The sequence below is a fragment of the Novosphingobium sp. SG754 genome (genome assembly GCF_013149315.1).
Lineage (GTDB): Bacteria > Pseudomonadota > Alphaproteobacteria > Sphingomonadales > Sphingomonadaceae > Novosphingobium > Novosphingobium capsulatum.
In genome coordinates, this window is record NZ_JABGCC010000002.1 from 199,974 (window position 1) to 225,361 (window position 25,388).

Below are 25,388 nucleotides of genomic sequence, written 5' to 3' on the forward strand. Positions count from 1 at the left end.
CTCCTGGGAGGATGTACCAACAAGCCCTGACCGTAATGGTATGTTGCTCGCCCCCAACATGGGTAAGTGCAATTGCGCCGCCGCCGGCGTCGCCGATCAGCGCCCCACTGTGGCGCGGGCGCGCAGCGCGATGCGGCACGTCAGGCCGCTGGGCGCGAAATCGCGTTCCAGTGTCCAGTGCTGCTGGCGCGCGAACATCCGCGTGCCCAGGCCCTGGCGACTGGGCGGCAGCACCGGCGGCCCGCCATTCTCGCGCCACAGCAGCACGCCATCGGCGCTCCAGCCGATGCTCACCCGCCCACGCGGATCAGACAGCGCGCCGTGCTTGAGCGCATTGGTGCACAATTCATGTAGCACCAGCAGCAGATGATACGCGGGCTCGCGCTCGATCAGGAAGGGCGGGCCTTCGATGTGGAACGCATCGTCCTTGTGAAACGGGGCGATCGCGGTGCGCACCAGCTGCGCCAGGTTCAGCCCCGCGCCATCGGCAGGTTGCCGCGCCTCGGTCACGTTGCGACGCTGCGCGCCGTTGGTGTTTCCCGGTGGGTTGTCGAGCAGGCGGTTGGCATTGGCCAGCGCCTGCACCCGGGCCAAAAGATCCTGGCGGAACCGTTCGGTATCATCGCCGGCGTGCGATACGCGGATCAGCGCCTGGACCACGCCAAGCGCGTTCTGCACGCGATGATACATCTCGCGTGCGACGATATCCTGTTCGCGCGCCAGGGCATCGAGCTGGCGCACCGTGCGGCGGAGCGTGTCGCCCACGGCAATCAGCGCCAGGTTGGCCAGCGCGATCAGCAGCGCCAGCGTCAGGCGGTGGGGATCGAGCAGGGATGGGCTGCCGCCACGGAACACCCATTCCACCAGCAGCGTGGTGATGATCGCCACGACCAGCGCGGCGCGCCAGCCCATGAAGACCGCCGCCAGCAGCACGAACGGGAAGAACGGCGCAAACGGCACTGCCTCGCCTGCCTGCCCCAATGCCCAGCGCAAGGTAGCAGGCACGGCGATCGCCACGGCAATGCCTGACAGCCTTTGCCATGGGGTGAGATCGAGCAAAATGGTGCGGCGAACCGCTTCGATCCGCGTCACCGGCGCGCCTTGTCAGGAAAGCCGCGGCGCTTGGTTGACAGGCACAAGACCGGCCCCGTGAAGGGGCCGGTCCGTCTGGAAGCAAGGGGCATCAGTGGCGGCCTTCCCACCCCCTGCGCGATGCTTCCGAATGGCCGCGGGAATCGCCGAACCAGCCGCCGTGGCCGCGATCGCGGTCATCATCATCGTGGCTCATGCGGCGCGAGCGGCCCCGATCGTCGTCATGGTCGTCGCGGCCCCGGCTGCTGCGGCGCCCGTCGTCATCGTCGTGGCGGCCGCTGCGCGATGCGCTGCCGCGATCGTCCCAGCCCTTGCGCGACGCTTCGGAATGGCCACGCGGATCGCCATACCAGCCGCTGCCTTCGTGGTCGGAATTTTCCCAGCCACGGCGCGATGCTTCGGAATGGCCACGGGAATCGCCATACCAGCCGCTGCCGTCATGGTCAGACCGTTCCCAGCCCCGGCGCGAAGCCTCCGAATGGCCATGGGAGTCGCCAAACCAGCCGCCGTGTCCGCGCCCGCCCCGGTCATTGGCCCGGTCATTGCCCCGATCATCGTCGCGGTCATCGCGGCCCCGGCTGCTGGCGCCCCGGCTGCGATAGTCGCGATCGTCATCGTCATGGCCCCGGCTCGAGCGGCCGCGATCATCGCTCATAAAGCGGCCTTCGTCGTCACGCGGGCGATCCTGGCTGCCGCGTCCGCCGCGACGGTCATCTTCTTCGCTGCGGCGGCCGCCCTGACCTGCGAACCGGCCACGCTCGTCTCGGCCACTCCGACCATAATCGCCGTTGTCGCGTCCTTGATAACTTGCCATGGTTCTCTCCTGGGTATTGTGGGCATTTGCCCTGGGAAAGGCGCCGAATGAAACCGGTGCCTGGGGCGGAAGCCGATCCTCGGCCTCCAGTTCGCTGCGCAGTTCTTTCAGCTGCGCTGCAAGTTCGGGAGTATCGACGCCGGATTCGCGCGCCTGGGCGAAAATGCCGTCGTCGCCTTCCTCTTCCTTGACATGATGCCGGATCTGCTCAGCCAGCACCGTGAACTTGGCGTCGCGGAACGGATCGCCGCGGGCGCTGCGTGCCAGGTCGGCGATCAGCACCTTGGCGCTGTCGTGTTCCACCTGTGCTTCGTCGAGATCGTCGTCTTTATCGGCTGCGGCGCGGCAGGCGGGATAGAAGACTTCCTCTTCCAGCATGGTGTGCAGGGTAAGCGCCTGGCACACCTCGGTAACAATCGCGTCCTTGCGGCTGCCGCTGGCGCTCTCGAACTCCTTGAACAGATCTTCGACCTGGCGATGGTCGTTCTTGAGCATGCGGATCGCCTCGCCATCGGCCCTGCTCGAATCGGAGCCCTTGTTGGCGCTCTTGTCGGCATTGGCGGTCTTGCTGGTGGTCGCGGCGCTGCCTTGCGATGCGGCGCGCGGTCCGCGTCGTCCGCTTGCCGCCTTGCCCCCTGCCTTTGCCGTATCGGTCTGGGCACCGTGGGTCTTGTCTGCTTCGGACGATGATGCGGCAGCCTGGCCAGGGGTGGCCTGCCCGGTCTGCGCCGGCTGCGTTGCAGGGGAAGGGGTGCTGTTGCTGGCCATCGGGCCGATCTCCTTCGCGTTGGGTTGGGGCAGTGCCGAAGGGCAAGCCCGGCAGGGCGGCTGGCGCCCGTTGCGGAAGGAGAAGCGTGCGAGCGGCGCACAATGTCCGCGCGGCTATCCCATGTGTGCAATTTGCAATCTGTCTCTTGGGGCAAGATGCGGTTGGTCTGCCCGGTGCCACGGCTGGTCGACGGGAACCGCCAAAGCAAACCTATGTGAATTGTCCGAAATGGATGGAACCTAGAATTTCCCATGATTCGCCAAAGGCATCACGCCGCAAATCAGGGGAAAGGATATGACGCAGGATATGACCCGCGCGCCAAGCCAGGTGTGCACATACCGTCGCCACGAATTTCTGGCCCGCGCGGACGAACGCAAGGATTACGTGCTGCGCATCGAGGAAGGCTGGGCGGCGCAATACCGCCTGTTGCCCGATGGCCGGCGCCAGATCATCACGCTGTTTCTTCCCGGCGACTATTGCGAGCCGCAATGGCTGTTGCAAGGCCGCGCCACCTTGCCGATCGTGGCGTTGACGCGGGTGCGTGCGCGCATGCTGCCGCACAGCCGCATCCAGGCCCGCGCACCGCACGAGGAAGACAGCATGATCCGCGTGCTCGACGCGATGCTGGCCTTGCTGCGCAACCGCGAAAAGTGGATCTTTAACCTGGGCCGGATGACCGCGACCGAGCGGCTGTGCAACTTGCTGTGCGAGTTGCACAGCCGGCTGGCCGCGCGCAACCGCGTGGTGCAGGATCGCTGCGCCATGCCGCTGACCCAGTATGACTTTGCCGATATCGTCGGTATTTCCCCGGTCCACGTGAACCGCGTGTTGCAGACCCTGCGCGGCGAGGGGTTGGTCGATCTCAAGGGGCGGTGGATGCAGGTGCGCGATCTGGTTGCGCTCAAGCGGCTGGGTGAAGTGCCGCTCGACCCCGAACCGCGCGTGCCCCGCGCGGCTTGAAGCCGGATGGCCTGGCTGGCACGGGGGCGCCGTTCCAGCCAGGCCACGCACATTGCCACGCTGGCTGGTCAGCCGTTGACCACGGTGCCGCCATTGGGGTGAAGCACCTGCCCGCTCATATAGCTGCCATCGGCACAGGCCAGGAACAGGAACGCCGGCGCCACTTCGTTGGGTTCGCCCGGCCGGCCCATCGGCGTATCCTCGCCAAAGCGGCGCACCTTGTCCGGATCAGCGCCGCCCTGGGGGTTGAGCGGGGTCCAGATCGGGCCGGGTGCCACGGCATTCACGCGAATGCCCTTGTCCACCAGGTTCTGGCTGAGCGAGCGGGTAAACGCCGTGATCGCACCCTTGGTCGCGCTATAGTCCAGCAGTTGCGGCGCGCCCTTGTACATCGTCACGCTGGTGCAATTGATGATCGCACTGCCGGCGCCAAGGTGGCCCACTGCGGCCTGGACCATGTGGAACATGCCAAAGATATTGGTGCGGAACGTGGCATCGAGCTGTTCCGGGGTAATATCGCGAATGTCCGTTGCCGGGTGCTGCTCACCGGCATTGTTGACCAGCACGTCCAGCCGGCCAAAGCGATCGATGACCGCGTCCACCGCCTGCTGGCAGAATGCGGGATCGCCCACGTCGCCCTGCAGGGTGATCGCCCTTGCGCCTTCCTGGGCGACGATGGCGGCGGTGTCCTGCGCGTCCTTGCTGTCCTGGCGATAGACGATCGCCACGTTGGCCCCCTCGCGGGCAAACAGCGCGGCCACCGCTCGGCCAATGCCGCTGTCGCCACCGGTAACGATCGCCACCTTGCCAGCCAGGCGTCCCGAGCCGGGATAGACCGGCTGCCATTTCGGTTCGCGGTTCAGCGCCTGCTCCTGCCCCTGGCGATCGGGCGCGGCGGCGGTTCCGGCCTGGGCATCGGCGGCCTTGGCTTCGTGTTCGGGCGGGGTCTCGCCCAGCTTGCCCAGGCTGGCGGGGTGCGACGTGGTCATGAAAGATGGTCCTTGCAGGGGGATAAGGCGCACGCGAGGCGCACGCGGGATGCCTTCAAAACCCCGAAAACAAGAAAAGGTGGCAAGGCTTTACATATGTGAAGAAGGGCATGTGACAGTCATTTCATAAGGCTGCCGACGGCGCGGAAGGCGCGCCCCAGGTTTGAGGATGCGATGTTGCCGCGCCACTGCGATGCCCGTTCTGGCGTGTACCCCTGCTTCGCTTGCGCCATGTCTCTCGTGACTGCCGCCGTGACTGCTGCCGGAACGCGCATCACCGCCTTTGATCTGCCTTGAGCCTGCCTTCGATGCTGTTCAATGCCCTGGCCCGGCGCCTGTCATGCTGCTTTCCGCTGGACGAGAACGACGTGCGCGCGGTGGAACGGCTCTGCGCCGTCCCGCGTCGCCGCGTGGCGGCGCGCCGCGAGTTCCTGCGCGAAGGCGACCGGCCCGGCCACGTGCACGTGCTGCTGGAAGGGTGGGCGTGCCACCAGGTGATGCTGCCCGATGGCCGCCGCCAGATCACCGCATTCCATCTGCCCGGCGATATCCTGTGGCAACCGCTGGGTGAGGCGCGCATGGACTTTTCGATCCTGGCACTGACCCCGGCGATCATCGCACCAATCCCGACCAGCGCGTTGGAGGCGGTGGCCAAGGCCCACCCCGCCATTGCCACGGCGCTGGCCTTGCAAAACCGCGTGGCAGAGGCGGTTTTGCGGCGGTGGCTGGTCAACGTGGGGCAGCGCGCCGCGTTCGAGCGGATCGGCCACCTGTTCTGCGAATTGCATCACCGCCTGCATGCCATCGGTTTGGCCCAGGGCAACGGTTTTGCCTTTCCGGTCACGCAGGTGGAACTGGCCGAGGCGACCGGGTTGACCCCGGTGCACGTCAATCGCGTGTTGCGCGACATGCGGCGGCAAGGCCTGATCGATCTGGAAAACCGCGTGCTGCGCATCCTGCAATTGCGGGCCTTGGCACAGCATGCGCTGTTCGACCCTGCCTATCTTGAGCCGCACGGCCACCACAGCGCCGCGCCGAGCCCATGAAAAAGGCCGGCCTTGCCAAAGGGCAGGGCCGGCCTTCCCGCGCGAACCTGGGCGGTATGACGCGATCAGTAGGGGTAGGACACGCCGTAGTGCGAATGGACCCGGCGGCCATAGTCAATGTCATGGACCGGTTCTTCGGTGGCCTGGTAGTGCGGGGCGGATTCCAGGGTTTCGCGGCTCAGGTTGACGACATAGCCGCCCTGGCCGCTATCATAGTTCAGCGTGTTCCAGGGCAGCGGGTAATAATCGCTGCCAAAGCCAAGAATGCCGCCGAATTGCAGCACGGCATACTCGACGGTGCCGGTGCGCTTGTTGACCATGAAGTTGTGGATCGAGCCGAGACGCTCGCCATCGGGGTTATAGACGGCCGTGCCGTCCACCTTGTTTGAGGCGATCAGGCGGGCGGTTTCATCGGTGGCAATGCTGTCAGACATGGCGCTCTCCTGCGTAGAGGTTTGCGTCATCAACTGCCCGGCCGATACGATGGGGCCGGTGCCAGGGACAGGCCGTGCCCACCTTGCGCCGGGCAGAGCGGCATACTGATCCATGCAAGGATGCAGCGTCAGGCGGCGCGGAAGGCGCGCAAAAAGAAAGGGCGGCCATCACCAAGGATGCCCGCCCATTATGGTTGAAAAGGGAAGAAGGCGCTCAGACCGCGATGGCGGCCAGCAGCTTTTCGCCGTAGCGTTCGTCGGCCGGATCGAAACCGGCAAAGACCTTGGCCGGCTCGGACGTCAGGATGACATCGCGCAGGCCCGAGAGGCGGAACGTGCCGAGCTTTTCTTCGGCCGGGGCCACGCCATCGCGGTCATGCACGACAGCATCGATGTGCGGCGCGCCGTGGCGTTCGAACAGGGCATGCGGTGCCAGCGTCACGTTGCCACGGTTATAGACCGCGCGAACGCACAGCTTGTTGGCGATGGCAAAGCCCAGCATGTGCACCGACTGCTCGATATCGGGCGCGCTATCCGCCGTTTCGGGGGTTCCCGAGGAATTCTGATTCTGCTGCATCGCAACACACTAGGATAATCGCGGGTTCAGGGCAATCGTGTGAACGGTTGCGCAGGGCGCGCCACAAATTCCAAATCGAAACAGGCGCAGGGCAACGCGCATATTTTGCTCTTGCAATTGATATCCATTATCAATAAACCGATCGGGCAACGGGCATGACCCTCTGCCCGCTTGCGGATGGCTGGCTGCCGTCCTGATCTCCCTGAACTTTTGGCGGGGCGCCGCACTTCGCCCCGCCAACTTTTCAGATATCGCTCAGCTTGCGGCGGTGAGGGAGGCTTGCACCACCTGCTGGTCAATCGCGCCAAACGGGGTGCTGCCATCGGCGGCGCGCGCTTCCATCCGCACGCGATCCCCGATCGCCATGAAGGCGGTGGCTGGCTTGCCAGCGGCGATGATCTCGATCGCGCGGCGTTCGGAAATGCAGCTCGATCCCACCGTGGCATATTCCGGGTTCGATACCGTGCCCGATCCGATCACCGTGCCGGCGACCAGGTCGCGCGTCCGGGCGGCATGGGCCACCAGTTCGGCAAAGCTGAAATCCATGGCGCGGCCGTTGGCGTGGCCGAACGGCGCACCGTTCCAATCCACCACAAGGTCCAGCGCGACGCGATTGTCGTGCCAGCCTTGACCCAGCGCGGCCGGCGGCACGGCAAAGGGCGCCATGCTGCACGCCGGCTTGGCCTGGACCCAGCCAAACCCGGTCTTCATCTCGATCGGGGCCAGCGTGCGCAACGACCAGTCGTTGATCTGCACCACCAGCTTGATGTGGGCTGCGGCATCGCGTGCGCTGGTGCCCATCGGCACCGCATCGACGATCACGCCAAATTCGCCCTCGAAATCGATGCCTTGGGCAGGATCGGCAAAGGGCACCGGGTCGGTCGGGCCATAGAAACGGTCGGATAGGCCCTGGTACATCAGCGGCAGATCGGTTTCGATCGGCGGCATGTTGAAGGCCACCTGCATCAGGTCACCATGCGTGCCAAAGGCCGAACCATCGAGCCATTGCCAGCTGCGCGGCAGCGGCGCGGCGAGTTGCGCGGGATCGAGCGGCAGGCCGGCACCATCGGCCAGCTCGCTGGAAAGCGCGGCCAGCGTGGCTTCCGCGCTGCCCCAGTTCTCGATCGCGGTCAGCAGGTTGGGCAGGGCAGGGCCGGCAGGCAGATAGCGGGCGGCAGCGGCGCATACGACCACCAGCTGCCCATCGGGCGTGCCATTGCGCAAGGTTGCCAGGCGCATCGCGGTCACTCCTCGATGATCGCGACGGCGCGGGTCCATCCGGCCGATGCGCCCTGGATCTTGTGCGGGAAACAGCTGACAATGAACCCGTGCGGCGGCAGGCTTTCCAGGTTGTGCAGCTTTTCCAGGTGGCAATAGCCGATGTCGCGGCCCGCCTTGTGGCCTTCCCAGATCAGCGAGGTATCGCCGGTTTCCTTGACCTTTTCCGCCGTATAGCTGAACGGCGCGTCCCAGCTCCAGGCGTCGGTGCCGGTCACCTTCACGCCGCGCGTGGTCAGGTACATCGTCGCCTCATAGCCCATGCCGCAGCCCACGTTGACGAAATCCGGGCGCCCCAAGGCGCCACCGGCGGCCGTGTTGACCAGCACGATGTCGAGCGGCTGTAGATCGTGGCCGATGCGGGCCAGTTCGTCTTCCACGTCTTGCGCGGTGACCACATAGCCGTCGGGAAAGTGCCGGAAGTCCAGCTTCACCCCGGGCTGGAAGCACCATTCGAGCGGCACTTCATCGATGGTGATGGCGCGCTTGCCGCCGTCCATGGTGGGGTGGAAATGCCAGGGCGCATCGAGATGCGTGCCGTTGTGCGTGGTGAGCTTGACCCACTCCGCCGCGGCAAAGCCGGCGCCATCGATGGTGTCTTCCTGTGTCACGCCGGGAAAGAAATGGCCGAGTTCGCCCACGGTGTCGGGGTGGGTCTGATAGGTGATCTCGGGGCGCATGAACGGTGGGTCGCTGACCACGTCGTTGCACAGGGTGATCGACAGGTCGATGAAGCGGCGGGCCATCGGGGGGATCCTCTCTTTGCGATGCCGGCGGAGCATGCTGGTGCATGCGCCGCCGGCATCCTGGTCTTGTCAGGCGTAGTGTATCAGGCGGTATGGCCGCCCAGGGTTTCGGCAAACCAATCGGCCAGCAGATCGCGGCCATACGACATGTTGTCGGCCCCGACATGCTCCACGCCACCTTCGCGCGGGGTGAAGATCACCTTTTCGCGGCGCGGCGAATTGACCAGCTGGTCATAGAGATCATCGGCATAGGCCACGCTGATCTGGCGATCGTTGGCCCCGTGGGTGACCAGGAACGGCACCGTGATGCGATCGATGTGGCCGTTGAGGTTCATCGCTTCGGACTTGGCGAGGAAATCGTCCTGGTCCTTGGCGCCGAATGCCCAGTGCACGTGTGCCCAATAGTGCGGCACGGGGTTTTCGCCCTCGCGTGCCATGCGCTTGTCCTGCACTTCGCGCCAGTTGTGGTTGGCACCCCACACCGCGCCCGAGGCAAAGCGCGGTTCATAGGCAACCGCGCGCGGGGCAAAGTGCCCGCCCAGCGAAATGCCGGTCATGCCGATCGCCTTGGGATCGACTTCGGGCTGCTGCTCCAGCCAGTCCACTGCCCGCGAAGCCCAGCTTTCCGAATGCGGATCGACCGGCAGGTCTTGCAGGCGCAGCGTTTCGCCCGAGCCGGGCTGGTCGACGCACAGCGTGGAAATGCCGCGCCGTGCCAGTTCGGTCGGCAGATTGGTCCAGTAGAGCAGTTCCTTGCAGCTATCGAGACCGTTGCAGAACACCACCACCGGCTTTGCCCCTTCGCCCGGCGCGCGGGTGAACAGGGCCGGCATCGTGCCGTTTTTCAGCGGGATTTCCACGCGCTCGCGGTTGATCTTGCCCAGCTGGGTCGATTTGTCGAACGCCGCGCGTGCCTTGGCATAGGTTTCCTTGCGCCCCGGCGCGCCATGGCCCTGCATGCGCTCGGCGGTGAACAGATAGAGCGAGGCGCGCTCCAGCTTGTTCGAGGCCGAGAGCATGCGACCCTTGGCCTCGTCCTCGCCGGCCAGTTCCAGCAGCTTGTCGCCCATGGCGACCCAGGCCTTCATGAACTGCGGCGTGCCGGCGTCGGCACCGTTGGCCGCCGCGTCCTTGATCGGCTGGCACATGTCGACGATCTCGCCGATGCGGCCACCCGATTCCATCGCGATGGCAACCGACAGGTTCCAGATGTAGTTCGGAAAGTATTCAAACAGCGCCATGACGATCAAACCCCGGCCGGCTGGAACAGGCGCGCATCGGGCGCCGGATGCGGCATGGTCTGCGGGCCGCCCACGCCAATGCCCCACTGGTCCATGATCGAGGGCGCCGGCACATGGACCTGGGCCTCGTGCGTTTCGAAATCGACCTGGTCCAGGTCTGCGGTGTATTCCACGGCAAAGCCGGCGGGCGTGGTGAAATAGCTGAAGGTGTTGTTGCCGGCGGTGTGGCGGCCCGGGCCCCAGCGCAGATCGGTGCCGCGCTTCTTGAGGCGGCTGGCGCCGCGCATCATGTCGTCCACCGAGAGCATGTCATAGGCCACGTGGTTAAGGCAGGGCGGCCCAGGCAGGATGGCAACGCGGTGGTGGGCTTCGTTGCAGCGCAGGAAGCACATGAAATCGCCCAGCCAGTCAGAGACCTTGAAGCCCAGCACATCGGTAAAGAACTTGACCATCGCCTGGTGATCGGGCGAGTGCATGACGATGTGGCTGATCTTGACCGGCACGCCTTCCCAATGCGCGAGCGTGCGCTTGTCGCCACGGGCGACATCGGCCGAAATCTCGAACGGCAGGCCATCGGGCGAGAAGAAGCGGAAGCCATAGCCGCCACCCGGCGCATCCATCGTGGCAGGGGCATGGATCACCTTGCAGCCGGCAGCGATGATCTTGTCGTGCAGCGCGTCGACATCGGCCGGGGTGTCGGCGGCAAAGGCGATCACTTCGACGTGGTTCACCTCGGCCTTGTGCAGGCGCACGACATGGTGTTCGTCATGGCCCTGGGCCTTGAACCACACCATGTCATCGGTGGCGGCCACTTCGTCCAGGCCCCAGTCATCGGCGTAAAAGGCGCGTTCGGCGTCATAGTTTTCGACGCCATATCCGACATAGCGGATTTCGGTCACTCGGCTCATCGCTTGGCAATCCTTGGCAAGAAGGCAAAAAAGATCAGATCGGTTGGGCGACCATGGCAAACATCTCGGCCGTGGCCTTGTGATTGTCGATCGGCGGGCCCTTGCCCAACTGGCCCATGCAGATGGCGAGCGAGCTTTCGACGATATAGCGGCAGCGTTCATAGCGCCGGGCGCGATAGGCGCTGAACGCCTCTTCCACGCTGTCGGCCGCGGTCAGTTCCTCGGCCAGCACCAGGGCATCCTCGATCGCCATGCCGGCACCCTGGCCCAGGTGCGGGGTCGTGGCGTGGACGGCATCGCCCAGCAGAACCACGTGGCCCTTGTGCCAGGGGCCATGGATCATCATGCCTTCCAGCGGGCGATAGACCACGCCGTCATCATCGGTGATCTGGCTGGCCAGGGCCTGGATCTGCGGCGCGGCGCCAACCAGCTTGCCGCGCATCGCAGCGGCCAGCCCCTCGCGCGGATAGCGCGGGTTGTCCGGCTCGGGCGTGGTGACGTACATGTAGATCGTGTCGCGCGATACCGGCACCAGGCCAATGCCGATGCGGCCGTTGTAGACGTGCAGCGCATCGAGATCGGCCGGGCGGGGGAAGTTGTAGCGCCACACCGCCTGGCCCGTGAACTGCGGCTTTTCCGCATCGGGCAGGATCATCTGGCGGGTCTGCGAATAGACGCCGTCGGCGCCGATCACCACGGCATAGCGCGCGGTGCTGCCGTCGGACAGCGTCACGTCCACGCCATCATCGGCTTCGTCCAGCGCGGTGACCGTCAGGCCCAGGCGGATGTCGGCGCCCAGTTCGCGGGCGCTGTCGCCCAGCACCTTCTGCAGCGCGCGGCGGCCAATGCCCACGTTCGACGGGCGTCCTTCGACCAGCGACGGGGTGGGCACGCGCGCCACGCGGGTGCCATCGGGCACATAGATTTCCACCGCGTCAAATCCGCAGGCGGCATCGAGGAAGGCATCGAGCACGCCCAGCTGTTCCATCGCGCGCACCACGTTGGACTGCTGGATGATGCCCACGCCATAGACCGACCAGGTCGGGTCTTTTTCAATCACGGTGACACGGTGGCCGGCGCGGCGCAGCGCGATGGCGGCGGAAAGGCCGCCGATTCCGGCGCCCACCACAAGCACGGGCAAGTCTTGCACGTCAGGTCTCTCCCCAAGGGCTGGTTATGACCTGCATCCTAGGGGTGAATACGAATTTGGATACTAGATTGTTTTGATCGTCATCCATCCATAGAATGGATCAACTGCGATAGGCCACTTCGCGCAGGCGGGCCATCAGCCAGCGCAGCCCCTCGTCGCTGCTGCGCGTGCGGTGATATTGCACCATTTCGCGCATCGGCTGAAACGCGAACGGCAGCGGCGCCATCGCCAGCGGAAAGGCCGCGATCAGGCGGCGGGCCAGCCGCTCCTGAATAACCGCCATGCGCTGCGTGTCCATCAACACCCACGGGATCGTGCTGAACGAAGGCACCTCGATCTCGATCCGGCGTTCCAGTCCCATCTGGTTGAGCTGGCGATCGGCAAAGGCATGATCGCGCAAGGCGCCGATCCGCACCGAGACATGGCCGGCGGTCAGAAATGCCTCCAGGCTGGGGCCGCCATCGGCAAAGGCGGCGTTGTGGCTGGAGCCGATCACCACGTGGCGTTCCTCGCACAGCAATTCGCTGGGATGGTCCGACAGGATGAATTGCTCCGGTGCGATCAGCAGGTCGGCGCGTCCTTCGCGCAGTTCGGTATGGGCAGCGTCGCTGGGCAGCACCAGTTCGATGCGCAGGCCCGGCGCCAGGCGCGGCAAGGCCTGCAGCAGGGGGGCAAGCACGGCGGTCACGACATAGTCCGACGCCACAAGGCGGAACGTGCGCTGCGTGGTCGCCGGATCAAACCGGTTGGAGGCCGCCAGCATCGCCTCGACCGAGCGCAGGGTATCGCGCACCTGTGGCACCAGCGCCTCGGCAAAGGCGGTTGGGTACATGCGCTTGCCCTGAACCACCAGCAGCTCGTCGGCAAAGTATTCGCGCAGGCGGGTCAGCGCCGCGCTCATCGCTGGCTGGCTCAGGTTCATCTGCCGTGCGGCGGCCGAAACGCTGCGGCTTTCCAGCAGCACGTCGAAGGCGGCCAGAAGGTTGAGATCAAGACCTTTGAAACGCATCTGCCATTCGTCGATAGTTTGAGGGAAGATCGATCCATAGCGTGGATCGATCGCCCTGTCTGCGTTGTGCGCGCTGTTTTCACCGCGTGAAACGCTGGCTGCCGCTGGCCGTGGCGCGCGGGCGGGTCGGGGGATACACCCTAAAGGGCAGGGCACGCGCAGGCACAAACGCGCGGCCCGGCAGACAAGAGGGGATGATGACAAGGTCCATGCTGATCATGCTGGCGGCTGCCCTGCCGCTGCCGGCGACGCCCGCGCTTGCCCAGCAAGGAGGTGCTCCGGCTGTGGCTCTACCCGTGCGCCAGGCACTGGGTAAAGTCTTGCCCCAGCGTAGCCCGGAACAGGTCTATGCCAAGGTTTGCGGCTATTGCCATGGCCGCAACGTGGGCCCGATCATCCTGGGGCGTGGCCTGCCGGCCGAGGCTGTCCGCTATATCGTGCGCCACGGTCAAAACGCGATGCCGGCGTTCCGCCCCACCGAAATTACCCCCGCCGAACTCGATGCCCTGTCGCAATGGGTTTCGCAAAGCCCGGCCCGCAAGGAGGAGCACGGACAATGAGCCTGGATCTCGATCGCCGTGGCCTGCTGGGCGCCGGCCTGGTCGGCGCCGCCAGCATCGGCCTGGGCACCGGGGCCAGTGCCGCCAGCCCGGCACCGCTCGCCCCGGGACGCAGCATGGCGGACTTTACCGGCGCGATGAAGGCCTTTCGCGGTGTCGTCGGGGCGGAATGGGTGTTCGGCGATGAAGACGCCGTGGCCCCCTATGAAAAGGCCTATATCCCCGATCCGGCCCACCGCTACAAACCGGTGGGTGCGGTCTGCCCGCAATCGCTGGAAGAAGTGCAGGCGATCGTGCGCATCGCCAACCAGTATCGCCAGCCGCTGTGGACGGTCTCGACCGGCAAGAACATGGGCTATGGCATGACCTCGCCGGCCACCCCGGGGCAGGTGGTGCTCGATCTCAAGCGGATGAACCGCATTCTGGAGGTTGATGCCGAGCTTGGCACCTGCCTGCTGGAGCCGGGCGTCACATATCAGCAGCTCAAGGACTATCTCGACGAGAACAAGATCCCGCTGTGGATCGATGTGCCCACGGTCGGCCCGATCGCCTCGCCGGTAGGCAATACGCTCGATCGCGGGGTGGGATACACGCCCTATGGCGAACACTTCATGTTCCAGTGCGGCATGGAAGTGGTGTTGCCCAGTGGCGAGGTGATGCGCACCGGCATGGGCAGCATCAAGGGCAGCACGGCCTGGCAGGCGTTCAAGTGGGGCTATGGCCCCTATCTCGACGGGCTGTTCACCCAATCCAACTTTGGCATCGTTACCAAGATGGGCATGTGGCTGATGCCCAGGCCGCCGGTCTACAAGCCGTTCATGGTGCGCCATGGCGACATGGCCGACGTGCCCCGCATCATCGAGGCGATGCGCCCGCTGCGCGTGTCGAACCTGGTGGCCAACTGCAACCTGATGATGAGCGCAAGCTACCAGCTCGCCATGTTCAAGCGGCGCAACGAGATCGTGCCCGATGGCGCCCCGCTCGACGATGACAGCGTCAAGAAAGCGGCCAAGGCCAACGGGCTGGGCATGTGGAACACCTATTTCGCGCTCTATGGCACCGACCAGACGATTGCGGGGGTAGAGCCGATCATCCGCGCCAGCCTCACCGCCAGCGGCGGCGAAGTGCTGACCGCCGCCGAAATGGGCGACAACCCGTGGTTCCACCACCACCAGACCCTGATGCAAGGTGGCCTCAACCTCGACGAGATCGGCCTGTTGCGCTGGCGCGGATCGGGTGGGGGGCTGGCCTGGTTTGCGCCAGTGGCCGCCGCGCGCGGGGTGGAGGCTCAGCGGCAGACGGCGCTGGCGCGCGAAATCGTGTCGCGCCACGGCTTCGACTATACCGCCGCCTACGCCATCGGCTGGCGCGATCTGCACCACATCATCGCCCTGCTGTTCGACAAGGCCGATGCGGCCGAGCACCAGCGCGCCGATGACTGCTACAAGGAATTGGTGGTGCGCTTTGGCGCACAGGGCTGGGCCAGTTATCGCACCGGGGTCAATTCGATGGACCTGGTGGCGCAGCAATATGGCGAAGTGAACCGCCGCTTCAACGCAACGCTCAAGCACGCGATCGATCCCAACGGGATTCTCGCGCCTGGCAAATCGGGGATCATCTGATGCGTTTTACCGGAAAGACCGTGGTGATTACCGGCGGCACCACCGGCATCGGCGCGGCCACCGCCGCTGCCTTTGCCCGCGAAGGGGCCGCCGTGGTGATCGGCGACTGGAACGAGGATGCGGCCCGGATCGCGCAAGCCATCGTCGATGCTGGGGGCCGCGCCACCTTCCGCAAGGCCGACGTGCGCGATGCGCGTGTCCATGCCGATCTCGTGGCCTTGGCGCTCGATACCTATGGTTCGCTCGACATGGCGTTCAACAACGCAGGCGTGCTGCCGCCGCCGCTGCCGTTCCATGAAGTGCCGCCCGAAAACCTCGACCTGATCTTCGATGTCGATATCAAGGGCGTGTTCTATGCCATGCAGGCGCAGATCCGCCATTTCCTCAGCATCGGCGGCGGGGCGATCGTCAACACCGCCTCGGTCGCCGGGCTCGTCGCCGATCCCAACATGGCGCACTATGTTGCCGCCAAGCATGCGGTGGTGGGCCTGACCAAGGCGGCGGCGGTGGAATATTCGGCGCGCCATATCCGTATCAACGCCATCGCGCCCGGCTTCATCGCCACACCGATGACGCAGGCCTGGCTCGATAGCGACGATTTCAGGCAGTCGTTCTTTGCCCACAACGTGTCTGGCCGGGCCGGCGCGCCCGAGGAAGTGGCTGGCACCGTGCTGCACCTGTGTTCCGATGCCGCCAGCTTCTGCAACGGCGCGCTGTTCGTGATCGATGGCGGGCAGACGGCGCATTGAAAAACGTCCGCGCGTGGAAGGAGACCTCTATCATGAAGATGCCTATGTTCATGTTGGCCGCAGCGCTGCTGGGCGCGGCACCGGCCCTGGCCCAATCAGCGGAAAAACCGCTGCAATACGAGGTCATTCCCACCGGCCCGATCAGCATGTTTGCCAATGTCACCCTGATCAAGGGAGACAAGAACGCGGTCTTGGTCGATGTGCCGTTTGCCCGATCCGATGCCTATCGCGTCGCTGCTGCCGTGCTTGATAGCGGCAAGCATCTGCAGACCATCGTGATCACGCATGATCATCCCGATCACTTCTTCGGGCTGGATGTGCTGGCCGATGCCTTTCCCGATGCGCAGATCGTGGCCAATCCGGTGGCGGCGCGCGATATGGCGCGGTCCATCCCGATCAAGTTCAAGCGCTGGAGCGGGCAATTGGGCACCAACGCGCCCCGCCGCCCGGTGCAACCGGTGGCGATGATCGGCGACAGCATCGATCTGGACGGGCATCGCCTGCAGGTGCTGGGGCCGATGCAGGGCGATCATGTTGATTCGACCGTGGTGTGGGATGCCCAGGCGCGCACCCTGGTGGCGGGAGACGTGCTCTACAATGGCGTGCACGTGTGGCTGGGTGAACATACGCCGGCGCGCTATGCGGCCTGGCTCGCCACGCTCGACCGCCTTGATGCGCTGCATCCGGTGACGGTGATTGCCGGGCATCGCCACCCCGGCGCGGCCAACGACAATGGCGCGATCGGCTGGACGCGCGACTATATCAAGACGTTCGTGGCCGCGCGTGCCGCCAGCCATTCGTCGGCAGAGATCGCTGCGGCAATGAACAAGGCCTATCCCGACGCGACCGAGGTCTATGGCGGGTTCCTGCTCGGCACGTCGAGCAAGGTGGGCGCAGGGGAAATTCCGCCGTGGGATGAGTAATTCGTACGGGCGTGTGGGGCCCCGGATCAAGTCCGGGGCGACGTCCTCACTTCAATCATTTCTCGTCACCCCGGACTTGATCCGGGGTCCCACGCCACCCTGTCGGTTTAGCCTGATCAGGCCTGTGCGGCGGCGATATAGCCGTCGATGCACTGGTCCAGCACTGGCAGCGGCATTGCGCCGGGCAGCAGGCCGGCATCGTGGAACGTGCGGATATCGAACTTGCTGCCCAGCGCCGCGCGCGCCTTGGCACGCAGGCGCAGCCAGTCGAGCTTGCCCAGCATGTAGCTGCACGCCTGGCCCGGCCACACGCAATAGCGTTCCACTTCGGTGATCGCCATGGTTTCGGGATCGCCGATCGTGTCGGTATAGAACTTCACCGCCTGTTCGCGGCTCCAGCCCTTGGCGTGCATCCCGCTGTCCACCACCAGGCGCACGGCACGGAAGATGCTGTCGTGCAGCTGGCCGACATGGCCGAGTGGGTCGTTTTCATAGACGCCCATCTCCACCGCCAGCTGTTCGGCATAGAGCGCCCAGCCTTCGCCATAGCCGGAAAAGAACTGGATCTTGCGCAGCGTCGGCAGGCCGGCTTCCTGCGCCAGCGACAGCTGCAGATGGTGGCCCGGCACGCCTTCGTGATAGGTCAGCGTGGGCAGCGTCCAGCTCGGCACTTCGGCAGTATCGCGCAGGTTGATGTAATAGGCGCCCGGGCGCGTACCATCGAGCGAGCCGTTCTGGTAATAGCCGCCCGGCGCGCCAGCCTCGGTGGCCTTGGGCACGCGGCGGATGTCCAGCTTGGTCTTGGGCAGGGTGCCGAAATACTGCGGCAGGCGCGCTTCCATCGCCTCGACCTGGCGGTTGAGGTCGGCCAGCAGCTTGTCCTTGCCTTCGTCGGTATTGGGATAGCGGAACTTGGGATCGTCATAGAGCGCGCGCAGGCGTTGGCCCACGGTACCCTGGGTATAGCCTTGGCTCTTGAGGATGGCATCGGCCTGCGCGCTTTGCTGCGCGATCAGTTCCAGGCCGGTGCGGTGGATTTCCTCCGGCGCCATGTCGCTGGTGGTATAGCTCTGCAGCGACAGGCGATAGAGTTCCTCGCCCTTGGGCAGGCGGGCAACCCCGGCGGTGTGCACCGCCTTGGGCTGCAGGCTTTCCATCAGCGCGATCTGGCGATCGAGCGCGGGCTGCACGCGCTTGGCCACGATCGCTTCGGCGCGGGCCTGCCACTGGCCGGGGATGTGCTGCTCCGCCGTGCGGTGGACGATCGATGACACCATGTTGGACTGCGCCGCCGGCACGTCGCGCAGCGCCTTGAGCTGGGTGAGGGCCTTGGCCAGGATGAAATCGGGCGGCACCACGCCGGCGGCCACGTCGTGGCGCACGGCGGCACTGTCCTGGTCGATCGCTGTGGCAAAGGCGTCCAGCCGCGAAAGATAGGCATCGGCATCGGCCGCATTGGCGATGGTGTGCTGGCTATCGAGGAAATCGGGAATCTGCTGATAGCAGCCGGTCAACTGCGTGACGACATAGGGCGAACCGACCGTTGCAAAGGTGCGGTTCATCGTGTCGTTGAGCTGGGTGGAATAGAGGATGCTGGCATAGTTCCAGCGGTTGTTGCCGGTGAGCTTGGCGGCATCGATCTTCCGCAGGGCGGCCAGGTCGCGCGCGGTGCGGGCCTTGGCGTCTTCCCACGCGTGGAGCGAGCGATCATCCAGGCGCGCCTTGGCGCCGGCATGCGCCCCGCTGTCCACGCCCAGGCCGGTGGCCATTTCGGGCGAATGCGCCAGCTGATCGGCCAGCATGCTGTCGAACAGGGCATTGAGCCGCCGGTCTTCGCCTGAACTGGAAGCCGCATCGTTGGCAGGCATGGTGGAAGCGGTGGTTGCGGCGCGGGCAGTGCCCAGGCTCGACAGGGCGGCCAGCCCGGCGCTGGCGGCGCCGGCCTTGAGGATGTGGCGGCGGTTCATCGGCAAGTCCGTTACAAAGTGGCTGCCGCGCCCGTATTGAGGGGGGCGCCGGGCGCGGCAGCGGGGGGGAAGGGCTGCCACAGCAATGGCAACCACCTTCGCGCGATAGCGGATGGTTGCGGTTGAAAGCAAAGACGCTGGTCGATCCCAGCATGTCGTTGGCCGATCGCAAACGGGATATCGCCCTGGTTGCGATCGGCCACGATGGGTCTCGCGATCAGGCGACCTGGGCGTTGCGGGCGCGCTGCCGTCGCAGGAAATGGGCGCTGACGCAGGCGGCAAAGACCGCCAGGCTCAGCGCCACCTGCAGGCGTTGATCGGGCATCATCGCCATCATCACCAGCACGGCGATGATCCCGCCCACCGCCGTCCACGAAATCACGGGAAACGCCCAGACCTTGACCGTCAACTGCTCACCCGCAGCATCAAGCCGGCGGCGCAGGGCGATCTGGCTCAGGGAAATCAGCAGATAGACGCACAGGATCGTCGCGCCCGACGATTGCAGCAGGAAGGTGAACAGCGCATCGGGCGAAAATACCGAAGACAGCACCACAGCAAAGCCGGCCACGCCCGAAACGATGATGCCCAGCGCCGGCACGCGCCGTGCCGAAACCCGCCCGAACGCTGCCGGGGCATCGCCGCGCTGCGCCATTTCAAACAGCATGCGCGAGGTGACATAGATCGCCGAATTCAGGCACGAGACGATCGCGGTAAAGATCACCGCACCGATCACCGCTTCCGCGCCGGGCACCTTGATGATCGACAGTGCGGCCACGAACGGTGACTTGCCCGAAACCACGCTATCCCATGGCAAGATCGCCAGGATCACCGCGATCGAGCCGATGTAGAAGAACATGATGCGCAAGGTGACGGTGCGCGCCGCGCGCACGATGTTGCGCGCCGGGTCTTCGGTTTCCACGGCAGCGATGGTCGCCACTTCCGAACCCATCATCGAAAAGATCACCACCGGAATGGCGGTGAACGCCGCGCCCAGCCCCATGGGAAATGCGCCGCCATGGCTGGCAAAACCAGCGGTCAGCCGCGCCAGTCCTGGCCCGAAGCCGAAGATATAAGCAAGGCCAAGGGCCATGAACCCGATGATCGTGATCACCTTGAGCGAGGCGAACCAGAACTCGAACTCGCCATAGGTCTTGACCGAGAACAGGTTCACCAGCGTCATCGCGGCGATCAGCAGCGCGGCCAGCGCCCACATCGGCAGGGGAATGAACGGCATCAGCATGTTGGCGCCGGCGATTGCCTCCACCGCGATGGTGATCACCCAGAAATAGTAATAGAGCCAGGCCGTGGTGAACCCGGCCCAGGGGCCGAGGCCCAGCGCGGCATAGCCGGTGAACGAGCCTACGCCCGGGCGCGCCATGGCCATCTCGCCCAGCATGCGCATGATCACGAAGACCAGCATGCCACATAGCGCATAGGTCAGCAGCACGGCCGGCCCGGCAATGTGGATCGCGGCGCTCGATCCCACGAAGATCCCGGCGCCGATGATGCCCCCGATCGAAATCATGGCGACATGGCGCGGCTTCAACGAATGGGCCAGCGCTTCGCCGGGGGGAGATGCAGACATGGTCAGTGGCTCGCTTTCTTGGCAGACTGTTGCGCCTGGTAGCCCTGGCGCTGCTGGTCGATCAGATAGGCATGGATGGCCTCGACATCGGCCTTTGTCACCACATCATCGAACCGGGCCATGCCCATCGGCGCCAGCGCGCCTTTCAGGACGATATCGTTGAAGCTGGCATGCACTTCGGGCGGCAGGCGCGATAGATCGGGCGTGACACCGGGCGTGCCCAGCACGTGGCAGCGCGAACAGTTCTCGGTGAACTTGTCCTCGCCCCGGGCGATCAGCGCCGGGCTGGCCTTGAGCGGCGGCGGCGGCAGATAGGGCGGAACCTCGCGCTTGTCGGGCATCGGCACCGCGCTACCGCCCAGCTTGAACACCAGGATGCGGTTGGCATTGCGGTTGGCATAGGCCGCGCTCGATGGTGGGATCGAGAACGTGATGCCCGATCCGCCATAGCCGGCCTGGACCGCCACATATTGCACGCCGCCGATCTTGTAGGTCATTGGCGCGGCCATGATGTGGCTGCCGGTCTGGATGGTCTTGATCGGCGCGCCGGTGCGGGCGTTGTAGATCCACAAGCTGCCATCGCCGCGCCCCTGGAACACCAGGTTGCCCGCCGTGCTCAGCACCCCACCGTCATAGCCGCGCACCCCTTGCGAGGTCACGCGTTCCCACACCACCTTCTTGGCTACCGGATCCCAGGCGCGCAGCACCTCGCGCACCAGCTTCACGCCAGGGCGCTCTTTCTGCAGATCGTCCTTGGCCGGCAGCGGCCCGAACACGCGCTTGAGCGCGGCGGGGTCATAGAGATCGTCGGGGAAGATGCCGTCTGACGAGAAGAAGCCTTCGAGATGGGTGAGCGAGCCGCCGTTGGCCTTCATGTTGAGCAGCACGTTGCCGGCATCGATCGCGGGAATATAGACGAGCCCGGTCTGCGGGCTGAATGACATCGGGTTCCAGGTGTGCCCGCCGGCCCACGAAGGATAGACGTTCTTCGGGCTTTTCGAATAGTCGGCATGCTCGGTAACCAGCGGCCGGCCGGTGGCAAGGTCCACGCCCTTGGCCCAGTTCACATAGGTGAACGGATCAGCAGACAGAAGTTTGCCCGTTTTCAGGTCCAGCGTGTAGAAAAAGCCGTTCTTGCAGGCCTGCATCACCACGCGGCGGGGCTGGCCAGCGATGATCAGGTTGGCAAAGACGAACTTCTGGACCGCATCATAGTCCCATTCGTCACCCGGCGTCGTCTGGTAGTACCAGTTCATCCGCCCACTTTGCGCGCTGACCGCAATGATCGAGGCGTTGAACAGATCATCATGCCGCACCCCGTCGGCCGAACGCAGATAGGGCGAGGCGTTGCCGGTGCCGAACACGATCTGGTCGGTTTCCGGATCGTAGGACAGCCCGTCCCACACCGTGCCGCCGTTCTGGGTGCGGCCATCGCGGTTGGGCCCCCACGATTTGACCGCCATGGCCAGTTCGGGATGCTCGAACGGCTGCCCGGGTGCGGGCGGCACGGTGAAGAAGCGCCATTTGAACGCACCGGTCTTGATATCCCAGGCCGAGATATAGCCGCGCAGGTCGCCATCGCCGATATCGGCCCCGGCATTGCCGATCACCACGGCATCCTTGGTCAGGATCACCGCGCCGGTAGATGCATAGGGCTGCTTGTGGTTGATGATGGTATCGGCAATCCAGCGGGCCTTGCCGGTCTTGGCATCGATCGCGTGCAGCCGCCCGTCTTCCGACGCGACAAAGACCGTGCCATCGCGATAGGCGACCCCACGGTTGACCACGTCGCAGCAGGCATTGCGGCCCCACTGCCCATCCACTTCGGGATCGTATTGCCAGAGCAGCGCGCCAGTGGCGGCGTCGAGGGCATAAACATTGCCCCACACCCCAGAGGTATACATCACCCCGCCGACCACCAGGGGCGTGGCCTCCTGCCCGCGTTCGGTGCCCATGTCGTAAGACCAGGCATAGCCCAGCGAGGCGGCGTTGGTTTCGTTGATATCGGTAAGCGCGGAATACCAGGTGCCCGCCGTATCACCCCCGGTCAGCGGCCATTCGGCCCCGGCCATCGGCGCTGCGGCGCGGTCTGCCCCCGTATTCGGCGTATCAGCCCGGGCGCTGGTGCAGGCGTTGAGCATCAGGGTACCGCCGCCCATGGCGGCAGAGGCAAGCAGGATCAGGACAGCCTGGCGCAGGGTCTTCATGGGCCTCACTTTCCGGTGGGGCAGGGAACTTGGCAAGATAGATCACAGTCTATCCACAGCTGCAATCGCCTCGCCGCCCCACGTGGCCCGGATGCGCCATGGCCGTCATCATGTCTTGTCGGAAAACCTGGGCCGAACCCGTCACAGGTTCGGCCCGGGCATGGGTCAGTTGCCGAAGTTGATGCGGGCGGTCAGGCCCCAGGTGCGCGGCTTGCCATAGACGCTCAGCGCATCGCCCCAATAGAGCGACCCGTCGAAGGCGTAGGAGCGATAGACGCGGTTGAACAGGTTGTTGACGAAGAACGCCAGCTCCAGCTTGCCGCCCGCCGGGATCACGCCGATGCGGGCATTTTCCACGTGATAGGCGCCTTCGCGCTCGTCTGGCGCGCAGAGCACCGAGAAGCAGAACTTGCCGGTGTAGAGCGCGTCACCCTGCAGCGAGATGCGCGCGCCGCCCATGCCGAATTCATAGCGGACCAGGGCGTTGCCGGAAAAGCCCGGCGCCTGCGGCAGATCGTGGTTCACGACTGTCACGCCATCAGGCAGCAGCACGTTCTTGACCTTGCTGTCTTGCACGGCGGCCGAAGCCTGGAGCGTGAACCCTTCGATCGGGTGGGCGGTCAGTTCGGCTTCCACGCCCTTGATCGTGGCCGGCAGGTTGCGCACCAGCTGCGTATAACCGACCTGAACATAGGCCTGGTAGTTCTTGTAATCATAGTAGAATGCCGCAAGGTTGAACTGGATGTTGCGGCCGATCTTGGTCTTGAGGCCCACTTCATAGTCGTTGAGCGTCTCGGGCCGGTAGGGGATGTTGTTGAGCGTATCGATCAGGGCCTGGCCGGGGAACGGCGTGCCGGTGGAGAACGTAAACCCGCCGGACTTGGAGCCACGGTTGTAGCTGGCATAGAGCAGGGTATCGGGGCCGGGCTTGTAATCGAGTTCGGCGCGGGCAGTGACCCCGTCATAGGTGGGTGAGGCGGCCGCTGGCGTGACCGTGATGCCGCTGGCTTGGGCCGCGCCGGTGGGATCGAAGAAGTTGATGCCGCTGGGGCCCCAGTTGACGGTGAGACCCGAAATCGCCTCTGCCGCGCGGTACCAGGCCAGCTTGCTGTCGCGCCAGTAGCGGGCGCCCAGGATCAGCTTCCAGTGATCGTCGAACTTGTATTCGTCCTGCGCAAAGACCGCGAAGGACTTGGTGCGCTGGTAGAACTGCACGGTGGGATCGTACTGGTCGAACGGCGTGGCATACTTGGCGCCATAGTTGCCGGTCAGCAGCATGCCGAACGCGCCCATGGTCAGGTAGTTGTTGCCGAAATGGGTGGCCGCGCGCAGTTCCTGCGTGATCTGCTGGGTGCGGGCGCGCTGATAGAAGATCGTGCCCGAGGCATAGCAGGTGACGCTGGGCGCGCTGGCGCAGGGGCCAGTGGTGAACGGCGGCAGTGCGGCCCCTTCCACATAGGGCAGGCCCGGCACGCCATCATCGCTCTCGATATAGAACTTGGCGAGGTTCTGGTAATCGGTGATCGAGGTGACGTCGAACGCGCCCAGCTTGGCTTCCAGGCGCAGCGTGGCGGCGAACTGCTTGCGGTTCACATAGTTTTCGCCCGCGCTATAGGTCTGCCACGGGTTGCCGCCCTGGGTGGCGGTGATCGCCGGGTTGGCATAGCCATTGGCGACCGAGCCGGGCACGCCGCCGTTGTACGACGTGCCGCCATAGTTGTTCCAATAGTCGCAAACCTGGTTGGCCGCCAGGAATTCGCCCTGGAACTGGGCATTGGGGCAGGCCGGGGTCAGGGTATAGACGCCAGCCTGGCGTTCGTGATCGGCCTGGGTATAGCGCACCGTCAGACGGGCGCGGAAATCGCTGGTCGGGTCCCACTGCAGGATGCCGCGCGTGGCCCAATGGTTGTTGGCGCCCAGATTGGCTCCGCCGGGCAGCAGGTTCTTGATATAGCCGGAATCGCGATCATACACGCCCGAAACACGGGCCGAGAGCGTCTGGGTCAGCCCGCCGGTGACCGCGCCTTCGAAGATCGACTGGTTGAAGCTGCCGGTGGTGGCAGAGAGATAGCCGCCGAACTCGTGGCTGGGCTGGTTGGAAATGAACTGCACCGCGCCGCCGGTGGCATTGCGGCCAAACAGGGTGCCCTGCGGCCCGCGCAGCGCCTCGGTGCGGGCCAAGTCAAAGATCGGGAAGCCGGCCGTGGTGATCGAGGCGGCGTAGCTGTCGTCCTGATAGACGGCAACCGGCGGTTCCTGCTGGTCGCCATAGTCGTTCTGCGACACCCCGCGAATGTTGAACACCACCTGGCTCGAGCCATAGGCGTTGTATTTCAGGTTGGGGATCGCGCGCACGATATCGGTGGCGTTGTTGATGTTGAGCGCGCGCAAGTCCTTGGCGGAAATGACCGAGACGGCGATGCCCACGTCGTTGAGCTTCTGCTCGCGGCGCTGTGCCGTCACCACGATGTCGCCCGTGCCGTTATCGGTCTGTGGGGCGGCGGCGGTTTCGGCCGGTGCGGGCGCCTGGGCCTGGGCCAGGCCGGGGATCAGCGCCGTGGCGGCCAGCGCCATGATGCGGATGCCCGATCGGCCATGGCGCGCACGCGCACCAAAGTGTTGGAGAACAGATTTTTGATTCAGGACAGTGCCCGAGAATACCAGGTGACGCATGACAGCTTCCCTCCAAGCCGGCCCCTCGTTCGGGGGCACAATACCTGCACCGGGATCGTGCATCAGGAACGCAGGCGCAGCAAGCCTTC

The 25,388-nt window shown here is 65.2% G+C and carries 21 protein-coding genes; 6 read left to right on the forward strand and 15 right to left on the reverse strand.

Features of this window, described 5'->3' with window-relative positions:
* Positions 1–96 precede the first annotated feature (96 nt).
* Entirely contained in the window at positions 97–1,092 is a 996-nt protein-coding gene (locus tag FHW97_RS22355) for an HWE histidine kinase domain-containing protein (RefSeq protein WP_171798322.1), read from the reverse strand.
* Positions 1,093–1,183: 91 nt separating this feature from the next.
* Positions 1,184–2,674 (reverse strand): hemerythrin domain-containing protein, encoded by a 1,491-nt coding sequence (locus FHW97_RS05500; protein ID WP_253941616.1) that lies wholly within the window; start codon positions 2,672–2,674, stop codon positions 1,184–1,186.
* 307 nt (positions 2,675–2,981) lie between these two features.
* On the opposite strand from FHW97_RS05500, the gene FHW97_RS05505 reads away from it, so the two are divergent.
* Complete coding sequence (locus tag FHW97_RS05505) at positions 2,982–3,635, forward strand: Crp/Fnr family transcriptional regulator (protein WP_158441934.1); 654 nt, start codon at positions 2,982–2,984, stop codon at positions 3,633–3,635.
* 68 nt (positions 3,636–3,703) lie between these two features.
* Here FHW97_RS05505 and FHW97_RS05510 read toward each other — a convergent pair whose 3' ends face one another.
* Entirely contained in the window at positions 3,704–4,624 is a 921-nt protein-coding gene (locus FHW97_RS05510; protein WP_171794593.1) for an SDR family oxidoreductase, read from the reverse strand.
* A gap of 293 nt (positions 4,625–4,917) precedes the next feature.
* Between FHW97_RS05510 and FHW97_RS05515 the strand changes: the two genes are divergently transcribed.
* The gene (locus tag FHW97_RS05515; RefSeq protein WP_133726787.1) at positions 4,918–5,670 is read left to right on the forward strand and encodes a Crp/Fnr family transcriptional regulator; all 753 of its coding nucleotides are present in this window, start codon (positions 4,918–4,920) and stop codon (positions 5,668–5,670) included.
* 65 nt (positions 5,671–5,735) lie between these two features.
* On the opposite strand, the gene FHW97_RS05520 is transcribed toward FHW97_RS05515, so the two are convergent.
* The 8 genes from FHW97_RS05520 to FHW97_RS05555 form a co-directional block, all read right to left on the reverse strand.
* The gene (locus FHW97_RS05520; protein WP_171793452.1) at positions 5,736–6,104 is read right to left on the reverse strand and encodes a PRC-barrel domain-containing protein; all 369 of its coding nucleotides are present in this window, start codon (positions 6,102–6,104) and stop codon (positions 5,736–5,738) included.
* Between the two features lie 214 nt (positions 6,105–6,318).
* On the reverse strand, positions 6,319–6,681 hold the full coding sequence (locus FHW97_RS05525) for a hypothetical protein (protein ID WP_022675202.1): 363 nt from the start codon (positions 6,679–6,681) through the stop codon (positions 6,319–6,321).
* A gap of 255 nt (positions 6,682–6,936) precedes the next feature.
* Entirely contained in the window at positions 6,937–7,920 is a 984-nt protein-coding gene (locus tag FHW97_RS05530) for a fumarylacetoacetate hydrolase family protein (RefSeq protein ID WP_062785967.1), read from the reverse strand.
* A 5-nt stretch (positions 7,921–7,925) separates the two neighbouring features.
* The gene (locus FHW97_RS05535; RefSeq protein WP_054130353.1) at positions 7,926–8,705 is read right to left on the reverse strand and encodes a cyclase family protein; all 780 of its coding nucleotides are present in this window, start codon (positions 8,703–8,705) and stop codon (positions 7,926–7,928) included.
* Positions 8,706–8,788: 83 nt separating this feature from the next.
* A complete protein-coding gene (locus tag FHW97_RS05540) occupies positions 8,789–9,946 on the reverse strand; it encodes a S9 family peptidase (protein ID WP_062785707.1) in 1,158 nt (385 codons plus the stop codon).
* A 5-nt stretch (positions 9,947–9,951) separates the two neighbouring features.
* Entirely contained in the window at positions 9,952–10,854 is a 903-nt protein-coding gene (locus FHW97_RS05545; RefSeq protein WP_022675207.1) for a VOC family protein, read from the reverse strand.
* 34 nt (positions 10,855–10,888) lie between these two features.
* Complete coding sequence (locus FHW97_RS05550) at positions 10,889–12,004, reverse strand: FAD-dependent oxidoreductase (protein WP_054130351.1); 1,116 nt, start codon at positions 12,002–12,004, stop codon at positions 10,889–10,891.
* A 100-nt stretch (positions 12,005–12,104) separates the two neighbouring features.
* A complete protein-coding gene (locus FHW97_RS05555) occupies positions 12,105–13,013 on the reverse strand; it encodes a LysR family transcriptional regulator (protein ID WP_171798323.1) in 909 nt (302 codons plus the stop codon).
* Positions 13,014–13,207: 194 nt separating this feature from the next.
* Here FHW97_RS05555 and FHW97_RS05560 point away from each other — a divergent pair, with 194 nt between their 5' ends.
* From FHW97_RS05560 to FHW97_RS05575, 4 genes are read left to right on the forward strand one after another with little or no spacing between them, the layout of a single operon-like run.
* A complete protein-coding gene (locus FHW97_RS05560) occupies positions 13,208–13,573 on the forward strand; it encodes a cytochrome c (RefSeq protein ID WP_253941617.1) in 366 nt (121 codons plus the stop codon).
* Entirely contained in the window at positions 13,570–15,195 is a 1,626-nt protein-coding gene (locus tag FHW97_RS05565) for an FAD-binding oxidoreductase (RefSeq protein WP_022675211.1), read from the forward strand. The genes FHW97_RS05560 and FHW97_RS05565 overlap by 4 nt, the downstream gene beginning before the upstream one ends.
* Entirely contained in the window at positions 15,195–15,944 is a 750-nt protein-coding gene (locus tag FHW97_RS05570) for an SDR family NAD(P)-dependent oxidoreductase (protein WP_171798324.1), read from the forward strand. The genes FHW97_RS05565 and FHW97_RS05570 overlap by 1 nt, the downstream gene beginning before the upstream one ends.
* Positions 15,945–15,976: 32 nt before the next feature.
* On the forward strand, positions 15,977–16,867 hold the full coding sequence (locus FHW97_RS05575; protein ID WP_171798325.1) for an MBL fold metallo-hydrolase: 891 nt from the start codon (positions 15,977–15,979) through the stop codon (positions 16,865–16,867).
* 116 nt (positions 16,868–16,983) lie between these two features.
* On the opposite strand, the gene FHW97_RS05580 is transcribed toward FHW97_RS05575, so the two are convergent.
* The 4 genes from FHW97_RS05580 to FHW97_RS05595 all read right to left on the reverse strand — a co-directional run bounded on the left by FHW97_RS05580 (position 16,984) and on the right by FHW97_RS05595 (position 25,200).
* Entirely contained in the window at positions 16,984–18,834 is a 1,851-nt protein-coding gene (locus FHW97_RS05580; RefSeq protein WP_171798326.1) for a DUF885 family protein, read from the reverse strand.
* A gap of 217 nt (positions 18,835–19,051) precedes the next feature.
* Positions 19,052–20,419, reverse strand: coding sequence for an amino acid permease (locus FHW97_RS05585; RefSeq protein ID WP_171798327.1), 1,368 nt, complete (start codon positions 20,417–20,419; stop codon positions 19,052–19,054).
* 2 nt (positions 20,420–20,421) lie between these two features.
* Complete coding sequence (locus FHW97_RS05590; protein WP_171798328.1) at positions 20,422–22,626, reverse strand: PQQ-dependent dehydrogenase, methanol/ethanol family; 2,205 nt, start codon at positions 22,624–22,626, stop codon at positions 20,422–20,424.
* A gap of 165 nt (positions 22,627–22,791) precedes the next feature.
* Entirely contained in the window at positions 22,792–25,200 is a 2,409-nt protein-coding gene (locus tag FHW97_RS05595) for a TonB-dependent receptor (RefSeq protein WP_253941618.1), read from the reverse strand.
* Positions 25,201–25,388 lie beyond the last annotated feature (188 nt).